This is a genomic window from Paraburkholderia panacisoli (genome assembly GCF_008369935.1).
Classification (GTDB): domain Bacteria; phylum Pseudomonadota; class Gammaproteobacteria; order Burkholderiales; family Burkholderiaceae; genus Paraburkholderia; species Paraburkholderia panacisoli.
Genome location: NZ_VTUZ01000028.1, coordinates 1 through 19,529, shown reverse-complemented (window position 1 = coordinate 19,529; position 19,529 = coordinate 1). Strand labels below are relative to the sequence as shown.

At 59.7% G+C, this 19,529-nt stretch carries 20 protein-coding genes and 5 pseudogenes; 10 read left to right on the top strand and 15 right to left on the bottom strand.

What is annotated here, in order from left to right; genetic code table 11:
- Positions 1-224 precede the first annotated feature (224 nt).
- From FVF58_RS32305 to FVF58_RS32295, 3 genes are all read left to right on the top strand, one after another.
- Positions 225-944 carry a Crp/Fnr family transcriptional regulator gene (locus FVF58_RS32305; protein WP_149673903.1) on the top strand — a complete coding sequence of 240 codons (720 nt, stop codon included), beginning with the start codon at positions 225-227 and terminating at the stop codon, positions 942-944.
- Positions 945-1,319: 375 nt separating this feature from the next.
- The gene (locus FVF58_RS32300) at positions 1,320-1,475 is read left to right on the top strand and encodes a DUF3309 family protein (protein WP_149673823.1); all 156 of its coding nucleotides are present in this window, start codon (positions 1,320-1,322) and stop codon (positions 1,473-1,475) included.
- A 122-nt stretch (positions 1,476-1,597) separates the two neighbouring features.
- On the top strand, positions 1,598-1,774 hold the full coding sequence (locus FVF58_RS32295; protein ID WP_149673822.1) for a CsbD family protein: 177 nt from the start codon (positions 1,598-1,600) through the stop codon (positions 1,772-1,774).
- A gap of 93 nt (positions 1,775-1,867) precedes the next feature.
- On the opposite strand, the gene FVF58_RS32290 is transcribed toward FVF58_RS32295, so the two are convergent.
- From FVF58_RS32290 to FVF58_RS54490, 6 genes are all read right to left on the bottom strand, one after another.
- Complete coding sequence (locus tag FVF58_RS32290; protein WP_149673821.1) at positions 1,868-2,641, bottom strand: PRC-barrel domain-containing protein; 774 nt, start codon at positions 2,639-2,641, stop codon at positions 1,868-1,870.
- A 104-nt stretch (positions 2,642-2,745) separates the two neighbouring features.
- Positions 2,746-2,892, bottom strand: coding sequence for a DUF3096 domain-containing protein (locus FVF58_RS32285; RefSeq protein WP_115102851.1), 147 nt, complete (start codon positions 2,890-2,892; stop codon positions 2,746-2,748).
- 61 nt (positions 2,893-2,953) lie between these two features.
- Positions 2,954-3,541: a BPSL1445 family SYLF domain-containing lipoprotein gene (locus FVF58_RS32280; protein ID WP_149673820.1), complete on the bottom strand. Its 588-nt coding sequence runs from the start codon at positions 3,539-3,541 to the stop codon at positions 2,954-2,956.
- 318 nt (positions 3,542-3,859) lie between these two features.
- On the bottom strand, positions 3,860-4,750 hold the full coding sequence (locus FVF58_RS32275; protein WP_246217252.1) for a DUF1571 domain-containing protein: 891 nt from the start codon (positions 4,748-4,750) through the stop codon (positions 3,860-3,862).
- Positions 4,751-5,542: 792 nt separating this feature from the next.
- Positions 5,543-6,013, bottom strand: coding sequence for a PRC-barrel domain-containing protein (locus FVF58_RS32270; RefSeq protein WP_149673818.1), 471 nt, complete (start codon positions 6,011-6,013; stop codon positions 5,543-5,545).
- Between the two features lie 140 nt (positions 6,014-6,153).
- Entirely contained in the window at positions 6,154-6,696 is a 543-nt protein-coding gene (locus FVF58_RS54490; RefSeq protein WP_342802418.1) for a hypothetical protein, read from the bottom strand.
- A gap of 1,272 nt (positions 6,697-7,968) precedes the next feature.
- Between FVF58_RS54490 and FVF58_RS32260 the strand changes: the two genes are divergently transcribed.
- Positions 7,969-9,033, top strand: a complete 1,065-nt coding sequence (locus FVF58_RS32260) for a glycosyltransferase family 4 protein (RefSeq protein WP_149673817.1) — start codon at positions 7,969-7,971, stop codon at positions 9,031-9,033.
- A 329-nt stretch (positions 9,034-9,362) separates the two neighbouring features.
- Positions 9,363-9,950, top strand: a complete 588-nt coding sequence (locus FVF58_RS32255) for a BPSL1445 family SYLF domain-containing lipoprotein (protein ID WP_149673816.1) — start codon at positions 9,363-9,365, stop codon at positions 9,948-9,950.
- Positions 9,951-10,304: 354 nt separating this feature from the next.
- On the opposite strand, the gene FVF58_RS32250 is transcribed toward FVF58_RS32255, so the two are convergent.
- From FVF58_RS32250 to FVF58_RS32230, 5 genes are all read right to left on the bottom strand, one after another.
- Positions 10,305-10,697 (bottom strand): PRC-barrel domain-containing protein, encoded by a 393-nt coding sequence (locus FVF58_RS32250; protein ID WP_149673815.1) that lies wholly within the window; start codon positions 10,695-10,697, stop codon positions 10,305-10,307.
- A gap of 97 nt (positions 10,698-10,794) precedes the next feature.
- Positions 10,795-10,971: a CsbD family protein gene (locus FVF58_RS32245; RefSeq protein ID WP_149673814.1), complete on the bottom strand. Its 177-nt coding sequence runs from the start codon at positions 10,969-10,971 to the stop codon at positions 10,795-10,797.
- Positions 10,972-11,097: 126 nt separating this feature from the next.
- Positions 11,098-11,454: a DUF3309 domain-containing protein gene (locus tag FVF58_RS54875; RefSeq protein ID WP_425468988.1), complete on the bottom strand. Its 357-nt coding sequence runs from the start codon at positions 11,452-11,454 to the stop codon at positions 11,098-11,100.
- A gap of 327 nt (positions 11,455-11,781) precedes the next feature.
- Positions 11,782-12,501 (bottom strand): Crp/Fnr family transcriptional regulator, encoded by a 720-nt coding sequence (locus FVF58_RS32235; RefSeq protein ID WP_149673813.1) that lies wholly within the window; start codon positions 12,499-12,501, stop codon positions 11,782-11,784.
- Between the two features lie 301 nt (positions 12,502-12,802).
- Entirely contained in the window at positions 12,803-13,606 is an 804-nt protein-coding gene (locus FVF58_RS32230; protein ID WP_188130978.1) for a sensor histidine kinase, read from the bottom strand.
- A 501-nt stretch (positions 13,607-14,107) separates the two neighbouring features.
- Between FVF58_RS32230 and FVF58_RS32225 the strand changes: the two are divergent.
- Positions 14,108-14,716: pseudogene (locus FVF58_RS32225) on the top strand (IS701 family transposase); the annotation flags it as partial.
- Between the two features lie 327 nt (positions 14,717-15,043).
- Positions 15,044-15,118 (top strand): annotated as a pseudogene (locus FVF58_RS54870) (IS6 family transposase); the annotation flags it as partial.
- Here FVF58_RS54870 and FVF58_RS32215 read toward each other — a convergent pair.
- From FVF58_RS32215 to FVF58_RS32205, 3 genes and pseudogenes are all read right to left on the bottom strand, one after another.
- Positions 15,116-15,283, bottom strand: a pseudogene (locus tag FVF58_RS32215) (IS6 family transposase); the annotation flags it as partial. The pseudogenes FVF58_RS54870 and FVF58_RS32215 sit on opposite strands and share 3 nt — an antisense overlap.
- 106 nt (positions 15,284-15,389) lie before the next feature.
- Positions 15,390-15,725 (bottom strand): c-type cytochrome, encoded by a 336-nt coding sequence (locus FVF58_RS32210; RefSeq protein WP_149673811.1) that lies wholly within the window; start codon positions 15,723-15,725, stop codon positions 15,390-15,392.
- Between the two features lie 552 nt (positions 15,726-16,277).
- Positions 16,278-16,718 carry an ester cyclase gene (locus tag FVF58_RS32205; RefSeq protein WP_149673810.1) on the bottom strand — a complete coding sequence of 147 codons (441 nt, stop codon included), beginning with the start codon at positions 16,716-16,718 and terminating at the stop codon, positions 16,278-16,280.
- Between the two features lie 459 nt (positions 16,719-17,177).
- On the opposite strand from FVF58_RS32205, the pseudogene FVF58_RS32200 reads away from it, so the two are divergent.
- Positions 17,178-17,903, top strand: a pseudogene (locus tag FVF58_RS32200) (IS6 family transposase).
- A 275-nt stretch (positions 17,904-18,178) separates the two neighbouring features.
- Positions 18,179-18,955: a helix-turn-helix domain-containing protein gene (locus tag FVF58_RS32195; protein ID WP_149673809.1), complete on the top strand. Its 777-nt coding sequence runs from the start codon at positions 18,179-18,181 to the stop codon at positions 18,953-18,955.
- A gap of 85 nt (positions 18,956-19,040) precedes the next feature.
- On the opposite strand, the gene FVF58_RS51655 is transcribed toward FVF58_RS32195, so the two are convergent.
- Positions 19,041-19,199, bottom strand: a complete 159-nt coding sequence (locus FVF58_RS51655) for a hypothetical protein (RefSeq protein ID WP_188130977.1) — start codon at positions 19,197-19,199, stop codon at positions 19,041-19,043.
- Between the two features lie 249 nt (positions 19,200-19,448).
- Here FVF58_RS51655 and FVF58_RS32190 point away from each other — a divergent pair.
- Positions 19,449-19,529, top strand: a pseudogene (locus FVF58_RS32190) (IS6 family transposase); the annotation flags it as partial.

The window sequence follows — 19,529 nt, the reverse complement described above, 5'->3', positions numbered from 1 at the left end:
CAGAGCGCGCCGCGACGTACCATCCCATCGTGCGCAAGCGAACTATAATTTAAAGAGGGTCCAGTCAGACTCGGAGTTCAGGGAGTGCGGCTGCGCATTGCCGCGCCGCGGCGTCTTCGCCAATTTGTCTGACGCTTTCGCCCAACTGCCGTCGATCCTGACGTTGTGAAGAACAAACCGGCGAAGACGGTGCGGTTTCTGTGGGGCTGCCGGGGGAGCGACACATGCAAACTCAACCTCGTTTCAAAGAAAATCACCTGCTCGCGGTTCTGCCCGAGGCGGAATCGCTTCGCCTTACCCCCCATCTGGTGCCGGTTGAGATGCCCTTGGGGCACGTCGTGTACGAATCGGGCGATTGCCTCCATGACGTGTATTTTCCGACCACGTCCATCGTCTCGCCGCTGTACGTGATGGAAGACGGCTCGTCCGCCGAAATTGCGATTGTGGGCAACGAAGGGCTCATCGGCATTGCACTTTTCATGGGCGGGGAAACCACACCAAGCCGGGCGATCGTGCAAAGCGCAGGCGCGGCGTATCGGCTGGATGCCAGGATTCTGAAAGAGGAATTCCATCGAGCCGGCGTGGTGCAGCGGCTGTTGCTGCGCTATACGCAGGCACTGATCACGCAGATGGCCCAGACCGCCGTTTGCAACCGGCATCATTCGATCGACCAGCAACTGTGCCGCTGGCTGCTGCTCAGCATGGACCGCCTGCCCTCGAATGAGCTGACGATGACGCAGGAGCTCATCGCCAACATGCTTGGCGTGCGCAGATCCGGCGTGACGGAGGCGGCGCTGAAACTGCAGGACGCGGGGCTGATTCGCTATAGTCATGGCCACATCGAGGTGCTGGACAGACCGGGGCTAGAACAACGCGTGTGTGAATGCTATGGCGTGGTGAGACGGGAGTTCAACCGATTGCTGCCTGATCTGAAGGCGATATAAGAGGCAAATCTTCCGTTCATGACGACGGATTGTCCAATGGCTCGCGCCGAACCATTTCCCCACCGGCCAAAGCGCAATTGAACGCCCAGTCCGACAACTAGAGGGCCCTGGCCGGGCGTCGGCACTCGCTCCTCGTGAACGCGGAGCGGCCACTACAAACAAAGAGATCCTGGCGTCCACCACCGTACCGACTGCGTGGCAAATCAAGGTCACGCTGACTCTACTGTAGAGATCTTTCAGGAGTGTCGGGGATGCCCGCCAGCTTCAAATTGAACGTTGCTGAGATACCTCGCGGAAGCCATGAAGATTCCGGGCAACCAGCGGGAGCGCGGCGACCGGTCTCGTCAAAACACGGAGTCGGGAAGGAGAAGGGCCATGTTGGGAACAATATTGATAGTCTTGCTGGTACTCATATTGATCGGTGCGATACCGACCTGGCCGCACAGCCGTTCGTGGGGCTATATGCCCAGCGGCGTGCTAGGCGTGGTGTTGATCGTCGTGCTAGTGCTACTCGTTCTGGGCAGGATATAGGCGTGAAATTTTTGCCCGAAGGATTCTTCGCGACCGTCGTTGCGCAGCGTTTCATCTGAAAAACGAGTGGCCGGCTGCGTGTCGTGAGGCACAGGCATCCGTCAATTTCAAGGAGCAATGTCATGAACAGGGATCAGGTGAAAGGCCGCGTCAAGGAGGCAAAAGGACAGTTGAAGGAAATGGTCGGCAAAGTCACTGGAAGTGCAACGACCAGGGTGAAAGGCAGGATCGAACAGGTCGTCGGCAAGACACAGGCCACATACGGCGACGCGAAAGAGCAGTTCAGGAAGCGGTCGTAGGGTGTCCGCGCCCAGGGGCTCAAGCGTTACATTGCGGGGCAATGCGCTCCCGTACGGCTACTGTCCCCGGCACGCGAACACCCCGCGCTATCCTCACCAATATCCATCCCTGCCATGAAACTCATGGAGTCTCTTTTCGTAATCGCGGCTGAGCGGAACGGAGTCGTCGTACTCAGGACTATTCTTGATTGCGTCGCGACTGAGTCGGGTAGAAACGGTAGAGCCAACCCAGTCGATCAGGTCGATCCATCGTGTTGCCACCAGCACCTCCTTGCCACCGGGCCACCAGTTTCGCGTATCGACGGTCAGATAACGAATGGCCCATGCAATGTCGTCGAAAATGAAACCGGAGACGTGACCTATGCTGCCATCGGCTACCTCGATGTGATAGCCCTCTACGACATTTGTGCTGTGCAGATGGACGTCCGCGGGCACTTGATCTGCGTCCAGGTCGGGGCGCGGGAGTGCCTCCGATGCTGGTTCTGGCGAGACATCCTGTACGTCGAATGCGGGGTAAGCTCCCATTCCCCACATGTTTGGACCACCCCAGTACGTCGGATAGCCATAGTAAAGGTGGTAGTCGATTTCGTGCTGACGCGACACCGGCTTATGCGTATCGATGTTCGGACTATCCCGCACCTGTTGCCGTGTGAGATGCACGTGGACGGTGCCTGATTCGCGGTCCATGTGTTTCACCGAATACGGTGAAATCAGTACCTGCCGCTCACGCATCCAGTTTCCCGTGTCGACCACGAGGTAGCGCACGCCCCAAGCTTCGTCGTCGAAATAGACATCATCAACGCTTCCGATGTCGCCGTCACGTGCCGCGACGGTGCATCCATGAAGACTCTTTATGCTTCGCAACATGTTCGATACTCCTTCTCTGCTTCCGGCGATCGATGCCTGGACGTCCTGAACCACCTAAACAAGACCGCTGTTCGCAACGCGCCTTCTTCACGGGCCGTTTCGGTTCAGTGGAGATGTCCCCCGAACAGCCCGAGCAACCCGATAACGATCAGGTAGATCGCAACGATGTAATTCAACAGGCGAGGCACCACGAGAATCAGAATGCCAGCAATCAGTGAAACCAGCGGGCCCGCGTTCGTGAGAATGTGCATGCCTCCTCCGTAAGATTGAAAACGGCAAACAGACACAAACCTGCCCCGCCTGCGTCACCCGTTATAGTGACTCGAGCCTGGTGCCCTTCGTGCCTTCGAGCGTCACACCGGCCATTAACCCGCTGTTCGTGAGCACGAACGCTTCGACCGGAGCCGTCGCGGTAGTGGTATCAATGTTGCCGTTCGCGCCGACTTTCAGTACTGCCCCTGACGCGTCACCGCCTGCCGACCAGCCTTCGCTGTTACGGAATCGGGCGAGCGCGTCCTCGGTCATGAACAGGAAAATGATGGCTTTCGATTGCGCGCCGATCTGAAGCCCGATCGAACGAGTCGTAGTGCTGTAGTACCCGACCGTGCTGCCACCGACGCGCAGCGAGCCTTCACCATACTGGCCGCCGACCCAGAAGCCAGCGGCGATGACCGACGGGAACACGAGTACGCCACGCGCGTTGCCGACCAGTTCACGTGAACCGTTGGCGGTGGTGTAAAGGCGTGCAAGCGTCGAGTCGACACCCGCGTCGACGGTGTGACGCTTGTCAGCCTGATGGCTGCTGGCGTCGGATGTTCCGGTCGTCGTGCAGCCGGAGACCGCGAGGCCAATAGCGAGGATCGATCCCGGCGTGCCCCATATGAATGTTCGTCGCAGCATCATCGACTCCAGGTGGTTTCGGGATACTTTTGACGCTACGCCAAAGCGGCTGCGGACGTGGTACGACAGCGTACAAAAACGCGAAACAGGTCCCGATGGACAAGCCGGTTTTGACTCGCAACACGCACATCGCTTCCCAGTCGTTTGGGCGCATCGGCGCATTGGTTGGTTTTGGCAGCAGTCCAGTCAGTATGTTTGCTGCCCGGTCCGGATATTCTCGGTTAATTTCGCTTCTTTTGCACGAGACGATACGGCTCGCCGGCCAGGAAGCGTTCGAGCCGCTCTCCCGTCGTCGCAAGGGCCGAGAGCGGCGCCGCGTCAGAACCTGTACTCCGGGTTCTTTGGATCGAATACCGAGTCGTCGAAACGTTTCTGCGTCACGTCCGTGAACGAAAACTTCTCGAAGAGTTCGAGATCGTTGTCCCACGCTTCGCTCGTGCGAAAAAAAGGTTGCCGCAAGTCGAGGCCGAGCCGCTCCTTCTTTGCATAGAAGTCGGGCCGCCCGGTAGGTGTTTCCCACGTGAACGCTACTACGCGCGCACCATGATCGTTCAGCACCTCGATCTTCAAAGGCTTCTCGACGCCTGCCGCGCGATACTTCTTCAGCTCGGCCAGAAACAGATCCGTGAAAAAGTCTATGCCCAATTCACGCACGGTATGGTTCGACTGCGCCTTGACGCGAGCGCCATCGATAGGTACCCAGAAGGACGCGAGGTTGAGGATCCCACCCAGATGCGCGTAAAGCTGGTCCGGATCCTTCGTTTCGTCATAAATCATTTCCTGCCCGGCATTCCTGCCGTCAGCCAGCCACTTCACGTAGACTTGTCGCGGCTCCTGACGATAGCGGACCAGCATGTGAGCCGGCTTTGTCTGCCATCTGCCTTTCACGCGTTGTTGGCTGAACGTCTGGAACTCGTATTCCCCGTAGCGTGCGCTGCCCGTCTGCACGTAGCGAGAAAGCGTGTCGGGTGCGAGCGCTTGAAAGAGTTCGATCAGTTGCGCGTCGTCCAATCTTTCGAGCTCACCGCTTCGGGCGGCCTGGCCTAGCCAGACTACCTGGCGCTCGACAGGCAGACTCGCTACCTGCGCGAGCGCGATGGGTGACTGATCTCCCGGGGCTGGATGGCTCTTCAGTGTCGGCGCGTCCTCAGCGTGCCCCGGCGCGACAATCATTGCAGCCGATGCGAGCGCCAGAGATGCGAGCCTCACAAACCCTGCGGCGCGGGACTTTATTGACGTCTTGGCGACACGCAGCATGTGGCACCTCTGATTCGTCGATTTTTCGGTAAGACAGCGAGACAAGCACGATCCACTGCCTTCTGACATGAGCCTTGAACGCGTCGCTCGTTTCGCGATCGGCTGTTGAGCTCAGGTGCGACGTCTCGGCGATTTCGACTTGCTCATGGAAGTCATCGGCGAGCTTGCTCCCTACGTCGGTAACAACGATCGAACGATGGCGACCAGTATTTAAAGCGACGTTCGTCCTTCGCTGCCGCGTCGTGGTTGACCTCACGTCACTATAAAAGCTCTTCTGATCGTAATGCATATTCGGAAACTCTCGAACCACGCACAGCGCAAAACCAGATCAAGTCGAATCCTGCACCAGATGAGGCTGCCCGAACATCAACCGTCAGATTTTTCACGTTTCGAACGATTACCCTATCCGGACTACACCTTGTGCGGCTACTGGCGCTCAACTCCCTGAACCGCGTTTGCTTCATCTCCGGGACCACCTTGTGCAGATGGCTGGGTGTCCGGGCCTCGTGCTCGCGCAACGTCGCATTGTCCGCCGTAGCGGCTTCCGTCGCGTCGTCGCCGGCAGGAAGACCATCTCTGGAACGCGTTTCTGCGCAAGCCCGCTCCAGTAGCCGTCTCACGAAGCTCTTTCGACAACTGCTGGTGACACGAAAACGCCGGCCTTGCGACCGGCGTTTCGAACAGATGGCGAACGTGTCCTGTGGTTCGACCACTACAGACACGGCCGTCCTTTGTTTTAACGGCTCAAAGATCGAGCGTCCGGCCTTCGACTGCGCCCCGGGTGGCCAGCCAGTAGGGCCGCTGGTTGTAGTACTCGTGCAGCGACGAACCCCACTGCGGGTCCGACATCGCGGGCCAATGGTCCTTGTCGAAGCCGGGCGCGTTCTTGATGCGTTCGGCGGTGATGTCGAGCCGGAAGCACTTCTCGTTAGTGTCTAACGTCAACGCGCTCCACGGGATGGCGTAAAGGGTGTTGCCCATGCCAAGGAATCCGCCGCTCGACAGGACGGCGTACGCGATCCGGCCGCCGCGTACGTCGAGCATGATGTCGGAGATTTTTCCGATATCTTCGCCATCGGAAGTGATGACCTTGTCGCCGTCGAGCGTGGCTGCCGCCATCACATCCGGGCCGGGGCCTTCGCCAGTTCCGCCGCCGACAATCCTCGCGCCACTGCCACCAGTTGCAGGTTGGATGCTGGGGTCAAGTGTGGTCATGATGCTCCCCTCGTGAAAAGACCAGACCTTCTGTCCCGCAACCGTCATGCCATGGGCCAGTGCAGACACGGAGTGGTGCGCGACAGCTAACGTCAGCTTCGTGCGAGGCACACGGCAGGGTTGCCCCTACTAAAAACGAGTTAATGCAGCTGTTTTTTCAGATCGGAAAGTTCGGCATGGACCGAGGTGACGGCACTTTTTACTTTCGCATCTACATTGGTTGCACGTTGACACGCCTGCTCTGCGCGGTCGCCGACCTGTTCAAGGTCGTCTATCCATTGACGCATGCGATTTTCGTCTTTCGACTCCATTATTTTTTTTGCGCCTTCGGACTTCTTGTCCAGCTGATCAACGCAGTCCATCAGCTCCTTGGGCAGCGTGGCGTCGGCGTGACAGGCCTGCGAAGCTTTCTCGATGGTTTGCTCCAGATGGGTGAAACGCTTCTGGATTTCGCTAGCTTGCAGCATGATGAAACTCCCCCTCGAAGGTTGTTCCAGGGTAAGTTGGGGCGCCGTTTTTCCGGATCCCAACGTGGTACCGTCAGTCCCGTCTGCCTGAGCCAGCTGGCATGATGCTGCGCCGCGGTTCTCGGCCAATCGACGGGTGGCGGCCTGTTTACTATAGAACTCTCCACTGCAATCAGACAGGTCCTGTTCCCTGCGCGTGGCGGAAGCGTGCAGCAAGAGGCCGTCCAATCCAGACTGTTGACGAAGTCCGCCACGACGGCGTTCGTCTTGGAATCGTGCAGGTTGCGGCGGTGTGCGCTGCATCAATTGACCCGCCTCAGGACATTTGAACTGAGCGATCTGGCGAGATCGGCGCTCGGGGTCGGAGGCGTCATGGAGTGACCTCAGGACACGCATTTCCTTGTGTGCGCGCGTCAGTCTCCGCGTGTATCGAACGTGTCGCGTTGCAAAAACCGGTTGTTCCATAGCCGCTCGATGCACTCGCTGCGGAGACGGACGGCAGGATCGATCACATGATGGTACAGGAGCAGCGGCTTGACGAACGTGTGAAGGGTGTCGACCGCTACCGTACAGACATGCCGCGCCGGCGGTGAGAACGTATTAACGGTCACATCAAGCCGCCATGTGCGCTCGCTCCCTTCCACCGGACAGGCCGAAGAACTGCGCGCATGGGCGTCGCACTGGCTTATCGGATGCGCCGGGGCGGGGCTTCCTCCAGTTGCCAGATCAAGCCAATGGTGAACGGATTGAGCGTGCGCTGTGCCCGTACGACGCCGGGCTAAACCCGACTGAGGCGGCACACGGTAGGTTCGGTGCGCTGCACTGATCTCCCTTCGACGCCGTCACGTGCAGGTAGGCTGCACGGAACACACCCGGGCGGCGCCGTCGGGCTACACACCCAGGTAGCTCAATTGTCGTCTGATCTGCTCGGCAGATGCGCGTGCGGGTCCGGCTCCGCTCCTGCGGCATCAGGAACGTCGCCCGGAGTGCCCGGCGCAGGTTCAGGCGCCGGCGACCTGGTGCCTGGTGTAACGCCGTAGACGGGGTGATCCGGAAGTCCTGGCCGGTGAACCGGTCGAGTGGTCGGGTTTGAGGGCATGATTTCCTCCTGCGCTGACGTGACCAGCAACGACCACATACCTCTGTCGGAGACGCAGAACGTAGCGGCTCCAAGCCCACTATTTTCAGCGAAACCGCAGACGGCTGACATGGCCCGCCGGGCGCGCCCGGGCAATAGCGCGCGTTGTGCCCGCGACGCACACGGGCGGCACGATCAATCGAATGAAGAACAGGAAAACGGCATGGCCCGTCGAATGACTGGGGTTGAACGCTACCGTACAGACGTATCTTCTCGCAGGTGAGAACTTCAGTTCAGGCCAGACCCGGCGCAACGCAAAATATATCGCGCAGACGCCCAGCCTTCGAGACTATCGCTGGTCATTCGGGAATAGTTTGAAGCCCCAGCATCTCTTCCACGGAGACCGGCCAATGCGAATCGCACAGATTGCCCCGCTGCACGAGGCCGTTCCTCCTAAATTCTATGGCGGCACCGAGCGCGTGGTGTCTTACCTCACCGACGCGCTCGTCGACCTGGGGCACGACGTGACCCTGTTCGCGAGCGGCGACTCGCACACGAAGGCGACGCTCGAAGCTGCGTGGCCGCGTGCATTGCGCCTCGATCCGTCGACCCGCGACGTCCTCGCCCCACACATGCTGATGCTCGAAGAGGTGCGCCGTGTCGCCCACGAATTCGACGTGTTGCACTTCCATCTCGACTATCTGCCTTTCTCGCTGTTTTCGCAGTTCGACACGCCGTTCGTGACGACGCTGCACGGCCGCCTCGACCTGCCGGAACTCCAAGCCGTGTTCAATACGTTTCCGAAGGCGCCGGTCGTGTCGATCTCCGATTCACAACGTGTGCCGCTGCCGCAGGCGAACTGGCTCGACACGATCTATCACGGTCTGCCGGAAACGCTGCTCACGCCGCAAACGCAGAATGTGCCGCAATATCTCGCTTTCCTGGGACGTCTGAGTCCGGAGAAAGGAGCAGACGTCGCCATCAGGATCGCTGCACAAAGCGGTCTGCCGTTGAAGATCGCCGCGAAGATAGACAAGACCGACCAGAGATACTTCAAGATGGAAATCGAGCCGCTGCTGTCGCAGGCGCACGTCGAATTTCTCGGGGAAATCAGCGAGCAGCAGAAGCCTGGGTTCCTATCGGGTGCGAAGGCGCTGCTGTTTCCGATCGACTGGTCCGAGCCGTTCGGCCTTGTCATGATCGAAGCGATGGCGTGCGGGACCCCAGTGATTGCATTCAATCGCGGCTCGGTACCGGAGGTGATCGATCACGGTGTCACCGGCTATATCTGCGAAGACGTACAGGGTGCCGTCGGTGCACTGCAACGTCTCGATGAGCTGTCACGTACAGAAATCCGCGCCCAGTTCGAACGTCGCTTCAGTGCCAGGACGATGGCACGGAATTACCTCGACAGCTATACGTCACTCCTTCAGGCATCAAGGCGCCCGGTGTTGCGACGTGCCGCCGCGGGTTGATCGGCGCCTCGATAAGTTTTTTCCAGGACGAAGCGATGGCGCCGGAATCATGTTGCTACATGAAAAGCCGGGCCTGTTCAGAGAAGTGCAGTGGACCAAAATATTGGGTATCCGGAAAGAGCAGGCAGACATACTGAATGAATAGGTCTGCTGGGAAAAACAGGACCTTGCCCCGATGCCCGAAGACGACCGGAGAGCGATGCGCATGTTGTGGGTCAAACCCGTCTTGTTCATCGGGACCTGTTTCGCGTTTCTGTACGCTGTCGTACCGCGTCCGCAGCCGCCCTCGCGTAGCGTCAGAAGCATCCAGGAACGACCAGGAGACGATGATGCTACGACGAACATTCATATTGGGTACGCCTGGTTCCATCCTTGCCATCGGCCTCGCAGTCTCGGGCTGCACGATGACCGGGGGGGCCGACACGAGCGGGCAGCAAGCCGAAAAGCGTCACACCATTGATACTGGTGTCGACTCGACCCTTGCACGCCTATACGTTGCCGCCAACGGCTCGCATGAACTCGTCGGCAAGGCCCGTGGTGTGCTGGTGTTCCCGTCGGTCATTGCCGCCGGCTTCGGCGTCGGCGGCCAGTATGGTGAAGGCTCGCTGCGCGTTGGCGGGCGCACGGTCGGGTACTACAGCACCACGACCGGTTCGGTCGGGCTGCAGATCGGCGCGCAATCGAAAGCCATCGTTTTCCTGTTCATGACCGAGGACGCACTCGACCGGTTCCGTAATAGCGAAGGCTGGTCGGTGGGCGGCGACGCGTCTGTGGCGGTACTGAAAGTCGGCGCGAACGGCAATGTTGACACCACTACCGCGACTGCGCCAGTTGAAGCGTTCGTGCTCACGAACAACGGGTTGATGGCAGGCGTGACGCTCGAAGGCACGAAGGTCACGAGGCTGAAGTCACTGTAGCGTATAAAACAGCCGGGGCGGTGGTTCGCGTGCCTGCGTGGCGCTTGCAATCCTGCGGCGGGGAGGTCGCGCACATTCTCACGACATCGGCACTTTTTAGTGCGGTTACTACGTGTCGATGCGGGTGCCTGTCTGGAGCGCCGGCGAAAGCCGCGCGCGGCGTCCGGATTCGTCACTAACACCGAGCAGAATCCGGGCACCCGCTCTTCGAAAAAAGCGCGACGGAGCGGCGAGTCCGAAAGTCCGCGGGTCGCAGGCGATCCCGACCATGATGGTCGCCCATCGTCCAGCCATAGTGCCGGCCAGATTGCCTGCCCGCCCGCGGCGGCTACGCATCAAAAGCGGTGGCAGCCGTTACTCAGGCGCGTACCTGAACTCGGGCAATGCTTTCAGGGACTCCCTGGTCGCGTCTGGCAGCCGCATCTGCCTGTCGACGACCTGCAGGCTGCCAAACGGTACCGCGACGAGATGGGTTCCCATCCCGAGAAACCCGCCTACCGAGAGAATGACGTAGGGAACCCGATCGGTTGGGCTGACGATCAGATCGTCAATTGTTCCGATGTTGTCCTTGTTGCGGTTATAGACGGGCGATCCGTTGATCCTGGACGCCCGGTACCCCGTCGCCAGCTGGACCACATCAACGCGCTTCGCCGTGATGGATTGTGGCGTTCCCTGAGCCCGCAGCGTTCCCGTGATCAGGGCCGTTCCGAGCACAGCCACCGATACCGGCGTGATAACCCGTTTCATCGTGCACCCCGCGGTTCGAAAGCATACGTTGGGAAAGGCGTCACGCGAGTACTTTGCCCCATTACGTGACGCCTCAAGACCTGTCGGTGCGAACAGCCTAAGGCTGTTTCTTCAGTTGCTCCTTTGCATCGCCGTACGCGGCCCGTGTCTTGCCGGCGACCTGTTCGACCTTACCCTTCACCTGGGTCGTTTCGCTTCCCGTGGCTTTGCCGACCGCTTCCTTGACTTTTCCCTTTGCTTCCTCAACGCGGCCTTTCACCTGATCCTTGTTCATGACATTGCTCCTTGAAAATGACGGATGACCGAACTTCTCAACGCGTTCAGGCCACTCGTTTTCTGATGGCACGGTCCGACAACGACGGGCCGTGAGCGGATCATCCAGACGGGAATTTTTGCGCTCCTATATTCTGCCCAGAAGCAGCAAGATGAGAACGACGACCAGCAGCACACCCAACACCCCGCTGGGCATATAGCCCCCCGAACGGCTGTGCGGCCAGGTTGGCATCGCGCCCATCAAAATGAACGCCAGTACGACTATCAATAGTATGCTTAACATAAGACGACCGCTTTCCGGCTCCGTGTTGCGACGAGCCCGTCGCCGCTCTCTCGCCACGTGCCCGGAATCTTCTGGCCTTTCGCGAGGTATCTTCGCAAAATAAAAGCGATGCTGACCGGCATCCGCACAACCCGGAAAAGACTCGCCCTGTAGCGTGAGGCTGGCATTGATTTGCCACGCAGTCGGTACGGTGGTGGACATCGGGATTTCTTTTTTTCCGCCTGGAGTTCGCGACTGCCGCGTGCCGGGGTACGGCCGCCCTGGGGGCATTGCCGGGCTGTCAGTCCGGCACTGTGTCCGGCCAGGAGATCGTTCGGCGCAATCCAGATGACGCTCTGCAATACGCCAGCCAAAGCGCGGTATTCTGATCAGCAGCGGTCCGGTCGCGGACGAAAATTTCTCCCTCTCACGCCTGGGTTCAATTGCGCGCCCGCCCTGGTAAAGAGCGCCGGCCGTATTCGCCGGGAATGCTGCAGGGGGTTTTGCGGTAACCTTGGGCTGCTCGCCCTCGCAGGAATGATGCGCGGTTTATATCGCCTTCAGATCAGGCAACAGCCGGTCGAACTCCCGTTTCACCACGCGGTAGCATTCGCACACGCGCTTTTCGAGCCCCGGTCGATCCAGAACCTCGATGTGGCCATGACCGTAGCGAATCAGCCCCGCGTCCTGGAGTTTCAGCGCCGCCTCGGTCACCCCGGATCTGCGCACGCCAAGCATGTTGGCGATCAGTTCCTGTGTCATCTTCAGCTCGTTTGACGGCAGGCGGTCGATGCTGAGCAGCAGCCAGCGGCACAACTGCTGGTCGATCGAATGATGCCGGTTGCAGACGGCTGTCTGAGCCATCTGCGTGATCAATGCCTGGGTATAGCGCAGCAATAACCGCTGCACCGGGCCAGCGCGGTGGAATTCCTCTTTCAGGATGCGCGCATCCAGTCGATACGCCCGGCCTGCGCTTTGCACGACTGCCCGGTTTGGCGTCGTTTCACCGCCCATGAAGAGCGCAATACCGACGATCCCTTCATTGCCCACAATCGCGATCTCGGCGGACGCGCCGTCCTCCATCACATAGAGCAGCGATACGATGGACGTTGTCGGAAAATAGACGTGATCAAGGCGGTCGCCAGACTCGTACACGACCTGCCCCAGCGGCATCTCGACCGGTACGAGATGCGGCGCCACGCGCGCCCGCTCTGCTTCCGGCAGAACCGAAAGCAGGTGATTTTCTCCGGGATGATGTCCGTTTTCCATGTGCCGCTCCCCACTATCCTGTCCAGAAACTGCACCGTTTTCGCAGAATTGTTCTTAACAGTATCAGGCATCAACGGCAGTTGCATGAAAGCAGCAGACGGATGGGCGAGGCTGTCGACCTGACTAAACCCGTTTAAATTATAGTTCGCGCGCGCAAGGTGGCGCGTCGCGGCGCGCTGCAACGGCCACAGGCCATGGCCCAACGGGTCTTCGTTGACAGGCCTGTCAACGCGAGGAGTGTGTCGTCTGCTGGCTGGCAGGCTCAGCAGACGACTGAAACGGGTAACCGCATTGCCCGCCGTCACGCCGGCTCGCGAGCGATGCGCCGTTCCAGCACGATCGGCAGCCGTAGCGTGAATTCGCTGCCCGTACCGGGGCCGGCACTGGTCGCCGACACCGTTCCGCCATGCGATTCGGCGACCGCTTTCACCACGGCAAGACCCACCCCCAAACCGCCGGCACTCGCCGCAATCGTTCTGCTGGATTGAGCGAAGAGGTCGAAGATATGTGGCAGGAGCGCGCCCGATATGCCCAGGCCATTGTCCTTGACGGACACCACAAGGTCCTTCCCGTCTGCGAGCACGTTGACGGCGATGCAACCATTTTCCGGCGTGTATTTCACCGCGTTATGCAGGAGGTTGTTGACGGCCTGTGCGAGACGCACAGGATCGCCTTCAATGCGTAGTGCCCTGTCGGCAATCTGCACGGTGAGTATCTGGCCGCGTTGGGCTGCCGCCAGTGCGGCTGCGGTGAGAGGGGCGGCCAGAACCGCAACGACTTCGATGGGGGCCTTGCTCACACGGAGCGCGCCATGGTCGATCCGCGTTGCATCCATCAAGTCCTCAGCAAGCCGGGTAATCTGTGTGATCTGCCTGTCGAGCATGTCGATCGACCGTAACACCTCCGGGCGATCCGCCGACGCCCTGCGAATGAGATGGATGGCGAGTTGCATCGGCGTTAACGGTCCACGAAGCTCGTGCGCCACCATCGCAAGAATTTCGTCCTTGCGTCGTAGCGCGTCGAACCGATGGGCGGCCGACGGAGAATGACTGGAAAAAGCGTTGGAGGCTCGTTGCTGCGGGCGTTCCATCATTTCATCGTTCACGTCTGCGTGGTGCGCGTCGGGCGTGCCAACGGACCACCGGAAAGATACTGGATGAGCTGACGTGTCTAGCCTCATTTTTTGACGCGCGGATCGCGACCAGCGAGCGATGCACGCTGCGGCATCCGACGCCCTGCCACAGCAACGGCTTGCTGTGTTGCGCGCTTTGCCGGCTATTCGCGAAAACCTGCCTCGCGAGAGCAACCCGAAAATCGCTGGTACGCGCAGGGTGGACTTGCACGTTCTCACGGCTGACGAGGTACGTCTGTACGGTAGCGGTCAACGACCTCGCCCCCCGTAGACCGCAATAAATCTGTCAGTGCGCCCCGAGACCGGCAAGGATGGGTAATCGTCCGAATCGTGCCAAATCTGGCGGTAGTCGCGTCAAGCGCCGCTTGCAGTAAGGCCCAGCGGTTTCGACTTTCTCGCATTCGGCGATTTTGCAAGTAATTGATCCACATGGACTTTTAGGACCAAACCGCCAGATTTCGCACGGAAAGTACGATAACCCCGATGACCCCCAGGCGCGGGCGCAAGCGCATCTATGCGGAGCGGCTGAACGCCGAGGTGGGAGCGGCTTTGCCGGTCACCGAGCTGTGCTTGTCGCTCTATGGTCAGGAGCAGTTGCTCTGGCTGCGCTCGGTGGAGGCACGGGCGCGCTTCCTCAAGGGCACACCGGTTCGCGCCGTCTGGTGCCAGTTCTTCGATGCCAGCAAGCAGACCTGGACCCAACCCCGACTGTTGCTGGCCACCGAGACCGAGCTGACGGCCGAAGCCATCGTGCGTCTGTACGGACGCCGCTGGGGCATCGAGTCGCTGTTTCACAATCTGAAGCGCTGGTGTGGGATCAGCAACCTCTGGCAGCAGTCGCGCACCGCGCTGGAGCTGTGGATGCAGATTCGCTCGCCAGCCTGGACCTTGGCCCAACTGCTGAGTCTGGCGGCCCGCGATGCGTTCCCGATGGAGGCGGTGGCACCCTGGCGCATGAAGCACCCGCTCACCGCCGGACTGGTGGCGCAATGGCTGCGCATGGAATTTGCCGGACTTGCCTTTCGCGACGGCTTCGACCGCAAGTCCCAGAAATTCGTGTTCCCCGAAATAGCGCAACGACCCCCGCTTGAGGCTTTAGCCCTGCATCTGTCCGCCGCTGTTCAATTTGCATCGCCGTTTCGTCATCAGTATCGCTTGATCGCCGCCCACGTTGGGGATGGTGAGGGAGCGATGCCGATGTCTAAAGTTGAGTCAGTACGACTATACGAGTAAAAATCTATGCAGGATGTCGCGAAAGCGTGGCAATGTGAGCTGGAGGCATTGCATGAAAGGCTTTCAGGTCTCTTCAGGCGTCCAGAACCCGCGCGACAATTCCAGTTTAAACACTGCACCCACTTGCCGCGCGCTGCCTGCCCTTCCCGCGGATTACATCGCACGCGCCAGTCCAGCGCGCGACCCATGCTGGGATTCAAAACTTATCGCTGTGCGCGGATCCTTCTGGCCGGCATTGAGATTATGCACATGAACAGTCGGAGGATCGACCGAACCGCCGCGCTCAGCCATCATTTCTTCGAGGTGTCGCAGGCTCATCGGGTAGGCCACGTACCAGCGCACGCAAGTCAGGATCACGTCGAGCGGATAATGCAGGCGTTTGAGCACTCGGGCCACCGCCGGATTCAACGTCTTCATCGAGCTTTCAGTCGGTCATGTCGTTCCGCACATCATAGCGGACCGCCTTACCGCAACAGAACCGCGTGAAGCGCTTCGCCCGGCGCATGAGGCGATTAGGTGCCCGCTAATTTAGCGTGCGCAGGTAATGCTGGATCGCGTCGACTTCTGCTTTGCTTGGCGCGGTGCCATGGTCGGTTTTGAAACTGGCGCCTGCCCAGTGTGGCATGGGGGATTTGAGCGCTTTTCCCTGATCGTCGATGCCATTTAGAACCGCCCGCTCAAACAGTTTTGCCTTCCATTCACTCGCATCGCCAACCAGCTTCGGTCCCGTGTCGCCCTTGCCGTTTTGGCCATGACAACTGGCGCAATTTTCTTGGTACAGGGCTTTCCCGTTTGGTGGCGCAGCCACGGCAGATGCCCATAACCACAGCGTTGAGACTGCGATCAATGTACGCTTCATGACAAGCTCCCGAGTAAGCCTGGATCGGATTCGTCTACGCCGAGCCTATGGTCGGCAACGTCACTTCATCGAGCACTGTATTCTAAAGATACTCAAGCACTCTCTCGCCCCGCGGTCAGGCTCGGTGGCAGTGTGTGCCATACGTCTCCTCTATGCGCGAGCGATTTGTCGCCGCTCGCGGGCGGCAGGAAGCAGATTGATCTCCCGTGATGACTGCGGTGGCGCAACGAAAGCGCAATGGGAATGAGCTTGAGGTCGGTCATCGTCGGATTCGATGTAGCCTGCCAGGCTGCGGTATTGGGAAAAGGTCGGGACACGGCGCCTCAAAGACACCGCTGCGTCCGCCGTCGGTGAGTCCGTCCTAGCTCCATGATGAAGTGTCCTACCAGAAGAACGTTTCCCGCATCAGCCGGCTAATAGAACCGGCACCCGTTCGCATTATCCACTCCGGGCTCGATCCACAGTAGCCAAACGTGAGACTCTCGATGCAATCCGAATTTGCTAGCCAACGGAAAAGCCCGCAAAGGCGGCAAACGTGCCGACAATGCTTGTTCATTTGAGACTGGGCGGCAGCGTTCCGAGCTGATGGAAGACACTCAGCCAGTCCTCGAGATGCCAGGTTTTCGCTATACGTTCGTCGCGGAACTCGTGAAACGAGTGAATCGCAAACTCGATTGGCTTGGATGTCGCTGCGATGCCCATCAGAGACCCAGACTGCGTTCCACTGACTTTTGCCCGTACGCCAACCATGTTCCCGTGGATCAAGACATCCAAGATTTGAATGTCCATGTCCGGCAGCGCAGAAGCTAAGTCAACAAATACTGGAATCATCTGGTCTGGCCCCCCGGCAGGCCCGAAAGACGCCGGCGCGTATTGCCAGTCGGGCGTAACTACCGTCCGCAGAAGTGCGACGTCTTTTTGAGCGTGCGCGCGGTAAAACCGGCCAATGGTCTCCAGCGCAAGATCGCGGGTTACTTCGTTCGCTTGGACCATGGCATCACCTCTCACCGACAGAAGACGGCACGCCCATTGATAGTAAGTTAATCGAGTCCGCAAGACCAGCATTCCGGCGAACAAGGGAAGCGCATCCTTTGTCCGGGTTATGTATGGTCGCCGGCGCGCCGGATATGATAAAAGGCGGACACCCTGAGCTCAGGGCGCAACGCAACTGTTCGTTGACGGTTGCAAACGCTCCGGCAGGATTTCTCGAGACGATTCTTTGGAGACGGTTATGCAACCTTGCACTGCCTGTCGGAAACTCGTTGGACAGCCATCGTCGGTGCCACCACACGCCGACCTTGCCGCCTCTGGCGTCAGCACGTCCAGTCGGCGCCCAGCGACATCAAAAAGATCAGCAGAAACTGGATTTGCTCGGTCTGCGGCACCCGGCTGTATCGAAACACACCGGATGGGTTCCGTCACGTTGGAGAGGCGGCCGGGTAAGATCGCGAGATGAAAAGGACAAAATCTCTCTATCATGGCTACCGCTTTCCGGCGGGGATCATCAGCTGCGCGGTACGCTGGTACTATCGGTTCAACCTGAGCCTGCGTGACATCGAGGAGTGGCTGCATGAGCGCGGCGCGACGGTCACGTACGAATCAGTGCGCCGCTGGTGCGACCGGTTCGGCGCGCCATTCGCCGTCTGGCGAAAGCGGCACGGGGCAAGCCGGGCTCGACATGGCACCTGGATGAGATGTTTGTGAACCTACGCCGCGAACCGTACGTGCTATGGCGCGCCGTGGATGAACACGGTACCGAACTGGACGTGCTGCTGCAGAAACGCCGCGACAAGGCTGCAGCGAAGCGCTTTTTCATACGGGTGTTGCGTTCAGCTCCCGTGCCGCGCAAGATCGTCACCGACCCGTTGCGCAGCTACCCGGCCGCAAAGGCAGAGATCCCCGAACTCGCACGCGTGAAGCACGTGTTCGTCATAGCGGCCGCGCGGGTGAACAACCGTGCCGAGAACAGTCACCAGCCCACGCGTGGGCGCGAACGTCAGATGCGAGGCTTTCGCGATCCACGTCACACGCAGGCGTTCCTTTCCTGCTTCGGTCCGACAGTACTTCGCGTTGCCCAGGCACCGGATGACGGCCTCATGCCATCGCGCCCAACTCAAGGCGCTGTTCACCGTGTGGCAACGCTGGACGGTGGCAGAAGCGGCGGCCAACGCTAATTAATAAGTATAACGATACGTCTGCGCCAAACCCAGTCTGTCTCCGCCAATTTGACAATGCCTGGCGAAGTGCTTCAGCGTCCGCCAATCCGCACCAGACAAGCCCCCGCGTGCCGGTGCTTGCATTCCCTGCCGCCCGAAAAGTGGTGCCATATCGCGAGCGCTCAGCAGGCCCGGTACGTCACCGTACCGACTTTCGTCTCCATTCCGCGCACGGTAGTCGCAGGTGACTTGGCGCTGCGGCTCACGCAGCGCGAGACGGCTAGACACGGAGCGAGCATGTTAACTGTGGTCAAACACTCCAATGATGCGTCCTGCAGGACGCGAGCATCATGCCCCGCCTTCGCCAACGCAGCCGCGGTAACGAAGGAAGCTTCCGCGCGATACTCTGAATGTGCGATGGGTGCGATATGCAAGCGGCAGGACCTCCGGCCGCCTGAGTTCGCGTCCAGCAGTTCAGTCGTCTGCGTCACGCGCACCGTCAAGGGGGGGGCGACGCTTTACCGCGCGGGCGATACGTTTCACAGTATCTATACAATCTGCGCAGGATCTTTCAAAACCGTTGTCATGCACCGCGACGGCGTCGGGCAGATCACAGGCTTTCAGCTCGCGGGAGAAACGCTCGGGCTCGACGGTGTCTTTGCCGAACAGCACAGCTGCGACGCGATTGCGCTCGAGGACAGCCTCGTGTGCATCATCCCGTTCGACCTCCTTGAATTGCTGTGTCGTGAGGTCAAGGCGATGCAACACCACGTACACCGGATGATGAGCGGCGAGATCGTCCGCGAATCCGGCCTCATGATGCTGCTCGGCACCATGTCGGCCGAGCAACGCGTCGCTGCGTTCCTGATCAACCTGTCGCAACGCCTGAATGCGCGGGGCTATTCCGCCGCGGAATTCAACCTGCGCATGACGCGCGACGAAATCGGCAGCTATCTCGGGATAAAGCTAGAAACAGTGAGCCGCATGCTGTCGAAGTTGCAAAAGGAAGGCTTAGTCGATACACGAGGCAAGCGGATCCGTATTCTTGATCTCGATTCATTGACTCGTCTGTAAGCGGGATCGCGTAGCGCGGCCTGGTGAACGAAGGCAACGCGTTTTCATCGGCGACCGAATCTGGAATGGGCCCGCACTCTGCCATTCAGTGGTCGCGGCGGGTGAAATCGCACAGGCGATGTCCGTGCATCCTGCGAATCAGACGCTCCCGAAGATGCTCGCGCCTATGCCGCGCCGCGACGAAAATCATCGCGAGCGTGAAAACAGCAATTCCGACTCCGACGCCGACGAGTGTCTCGCCCATTTCCTGCTCCTCCTAGGGAAGGTCGTTCCGATGACGACCTGTCCTGATGAGAGGCCCACCGGCGGTGCCATCAGGATTCGCAAGTGGGCTGCCTTCATTGACGATCATTGCAACGCTTGCGGCCGGCAGAAGCCTCGAGTAAAGCGGCCGACACATTGTGATCACAACACCACTGGCGCTTCAGTCCCATCCGGAGGGTAGCTAGAACGGCGTTGTCACGTTGCTGAGCTGGTCGCGTAACATATCGTGATGAAAAAGAAGAAATCGCTTTATCACGGTCATCGCTTTCCGGCAGTCGTCATCAGTTGCGCGGTTCGATGGTACTTTCGG

Excerpts from the sequence above, each read along its gene's own strand:
- FVF58_RS32305 (WP_149673903.1), top strand. The coding sequence starts at position 225 with ATGCAAACTCAACCTCGTTTCAAAGAAAATCACCTGCTCGCGGTTCTG.
- FVF58_RS32300 (WP_149673823.1), top strand. The coding sequence starts at position 1,320 with ATGTTGGGAACAATATTGATAGTCTTGCTGGTACTCATATTGATCGGT.
- FVF58_RS32295 (WP_149673822.1), top strand. The coding sequence starts at position 1,598 with ATGAACAGGGATCAGGTGAAAGGCCGCGTCAAGGAGGCAAAAGGACAG.
- FVF58_RS32290 (WP_149673821.1), bottom strand. The coding sequence starts at position 2,641 with ATGTTGCGAAGCATAAAGAGTCTTCATGGATGCACCGTCGCGGCACGT.
- FVF58_RS32285 (WP_115102851.1), bottom strand. The coding sequence starts at position 2,892 with ATGCACATTCTCACGAACGCGGGCCCGCTGGTTTCACTGATTGCTGGC.
- FVF58_RS32280 (WP_149673820.1), bottom strand. The coding sequence starts at position 3,541 with ATGCTGCGACGAACATTCATATGGGGCACGCCGGGATCGATCCTCGCT.
- FVF58_RS32270 (WP_149673818.1), bottom strand. The coding sequence starts at position 6,013 with ATGACCACACTTGACCCCAGCATCCAACCTGCAACTGGTGGCAGTGGC.
- FVF58_RS32260 (WP_149673817.1), top strand. The coding sequence starts at position 7,969 with ATGCGAATCGCACAGATTGCCCCGCTGCACGAGGCCGTTCCTCCTAAA.
- FVF58_RS32255 (WP_149673816.1), top strand. The coding sequence starts at position 9,363 with ATGCTACGACGAACATTCATATTGGGTACGCCTGGTTCCATCCTTGCC.
- FVF58_RS32250 (WP_149673815.1), bottom strand. The coding sequence starts at position 10,697 with ATGAAACGGGTTATCACGCCGGTATCGGTGGCTGTGCTCGGAACGGCC.
- FVF58_RS32245 (WP_149673814.1), bottom strand. The coding sequence starts at position 10,971 with ATGAACAAGGATCAGGTGAAAGGCCGCGTTGAGGAAGCAAAGGGAAAA.
- FVF58_RS54875 (WP_425468988.1), bottom strand. The coding sequence starts at position 11,454 with ATGTCCACCACCGTACCGACTGCGTGGCAAATCAATGCCAGCCTCACG.
- FVF58_RS32235 (WP_149673813.1), bottom strand. The coding sequence starts at position 12,501 with ATGGAAAACGGACATCATCCCGGAGAAAATCACCTGCTTTCGGTTCTG.
- FVF58_RS32210 (WP_149673811.1), bottom strand. The coding sequence starts at position 15,725 with ATGAAGCGTACATTGATCGCAGTCTCAACGCTGTGGTTATGGGCATCT.
- FVF58_RS32205 (WP_149673810.1), bottom strand. The coding sequence starts at position 16,718 with ATGGTCCAAGCGAACGAAGTAACCCGCGATCTTGCGCTGGAGACCATT.
- FVF58_RS32195 (WP_149673809.1), top strand. The coding sequence starts at position 18,179 with ATGTTAACTGTGGTCAAACACTCCAATGATGCGTCCTGCAGGACGCGA.
- FVF58_RS51655 (WP_188130977.1), bottom strand. The coding sequence starts at position 19,199 with ATGGGCGAGACACTCGTCGGCGTCGGAGTCGGAATTGCTGTTTTCACG.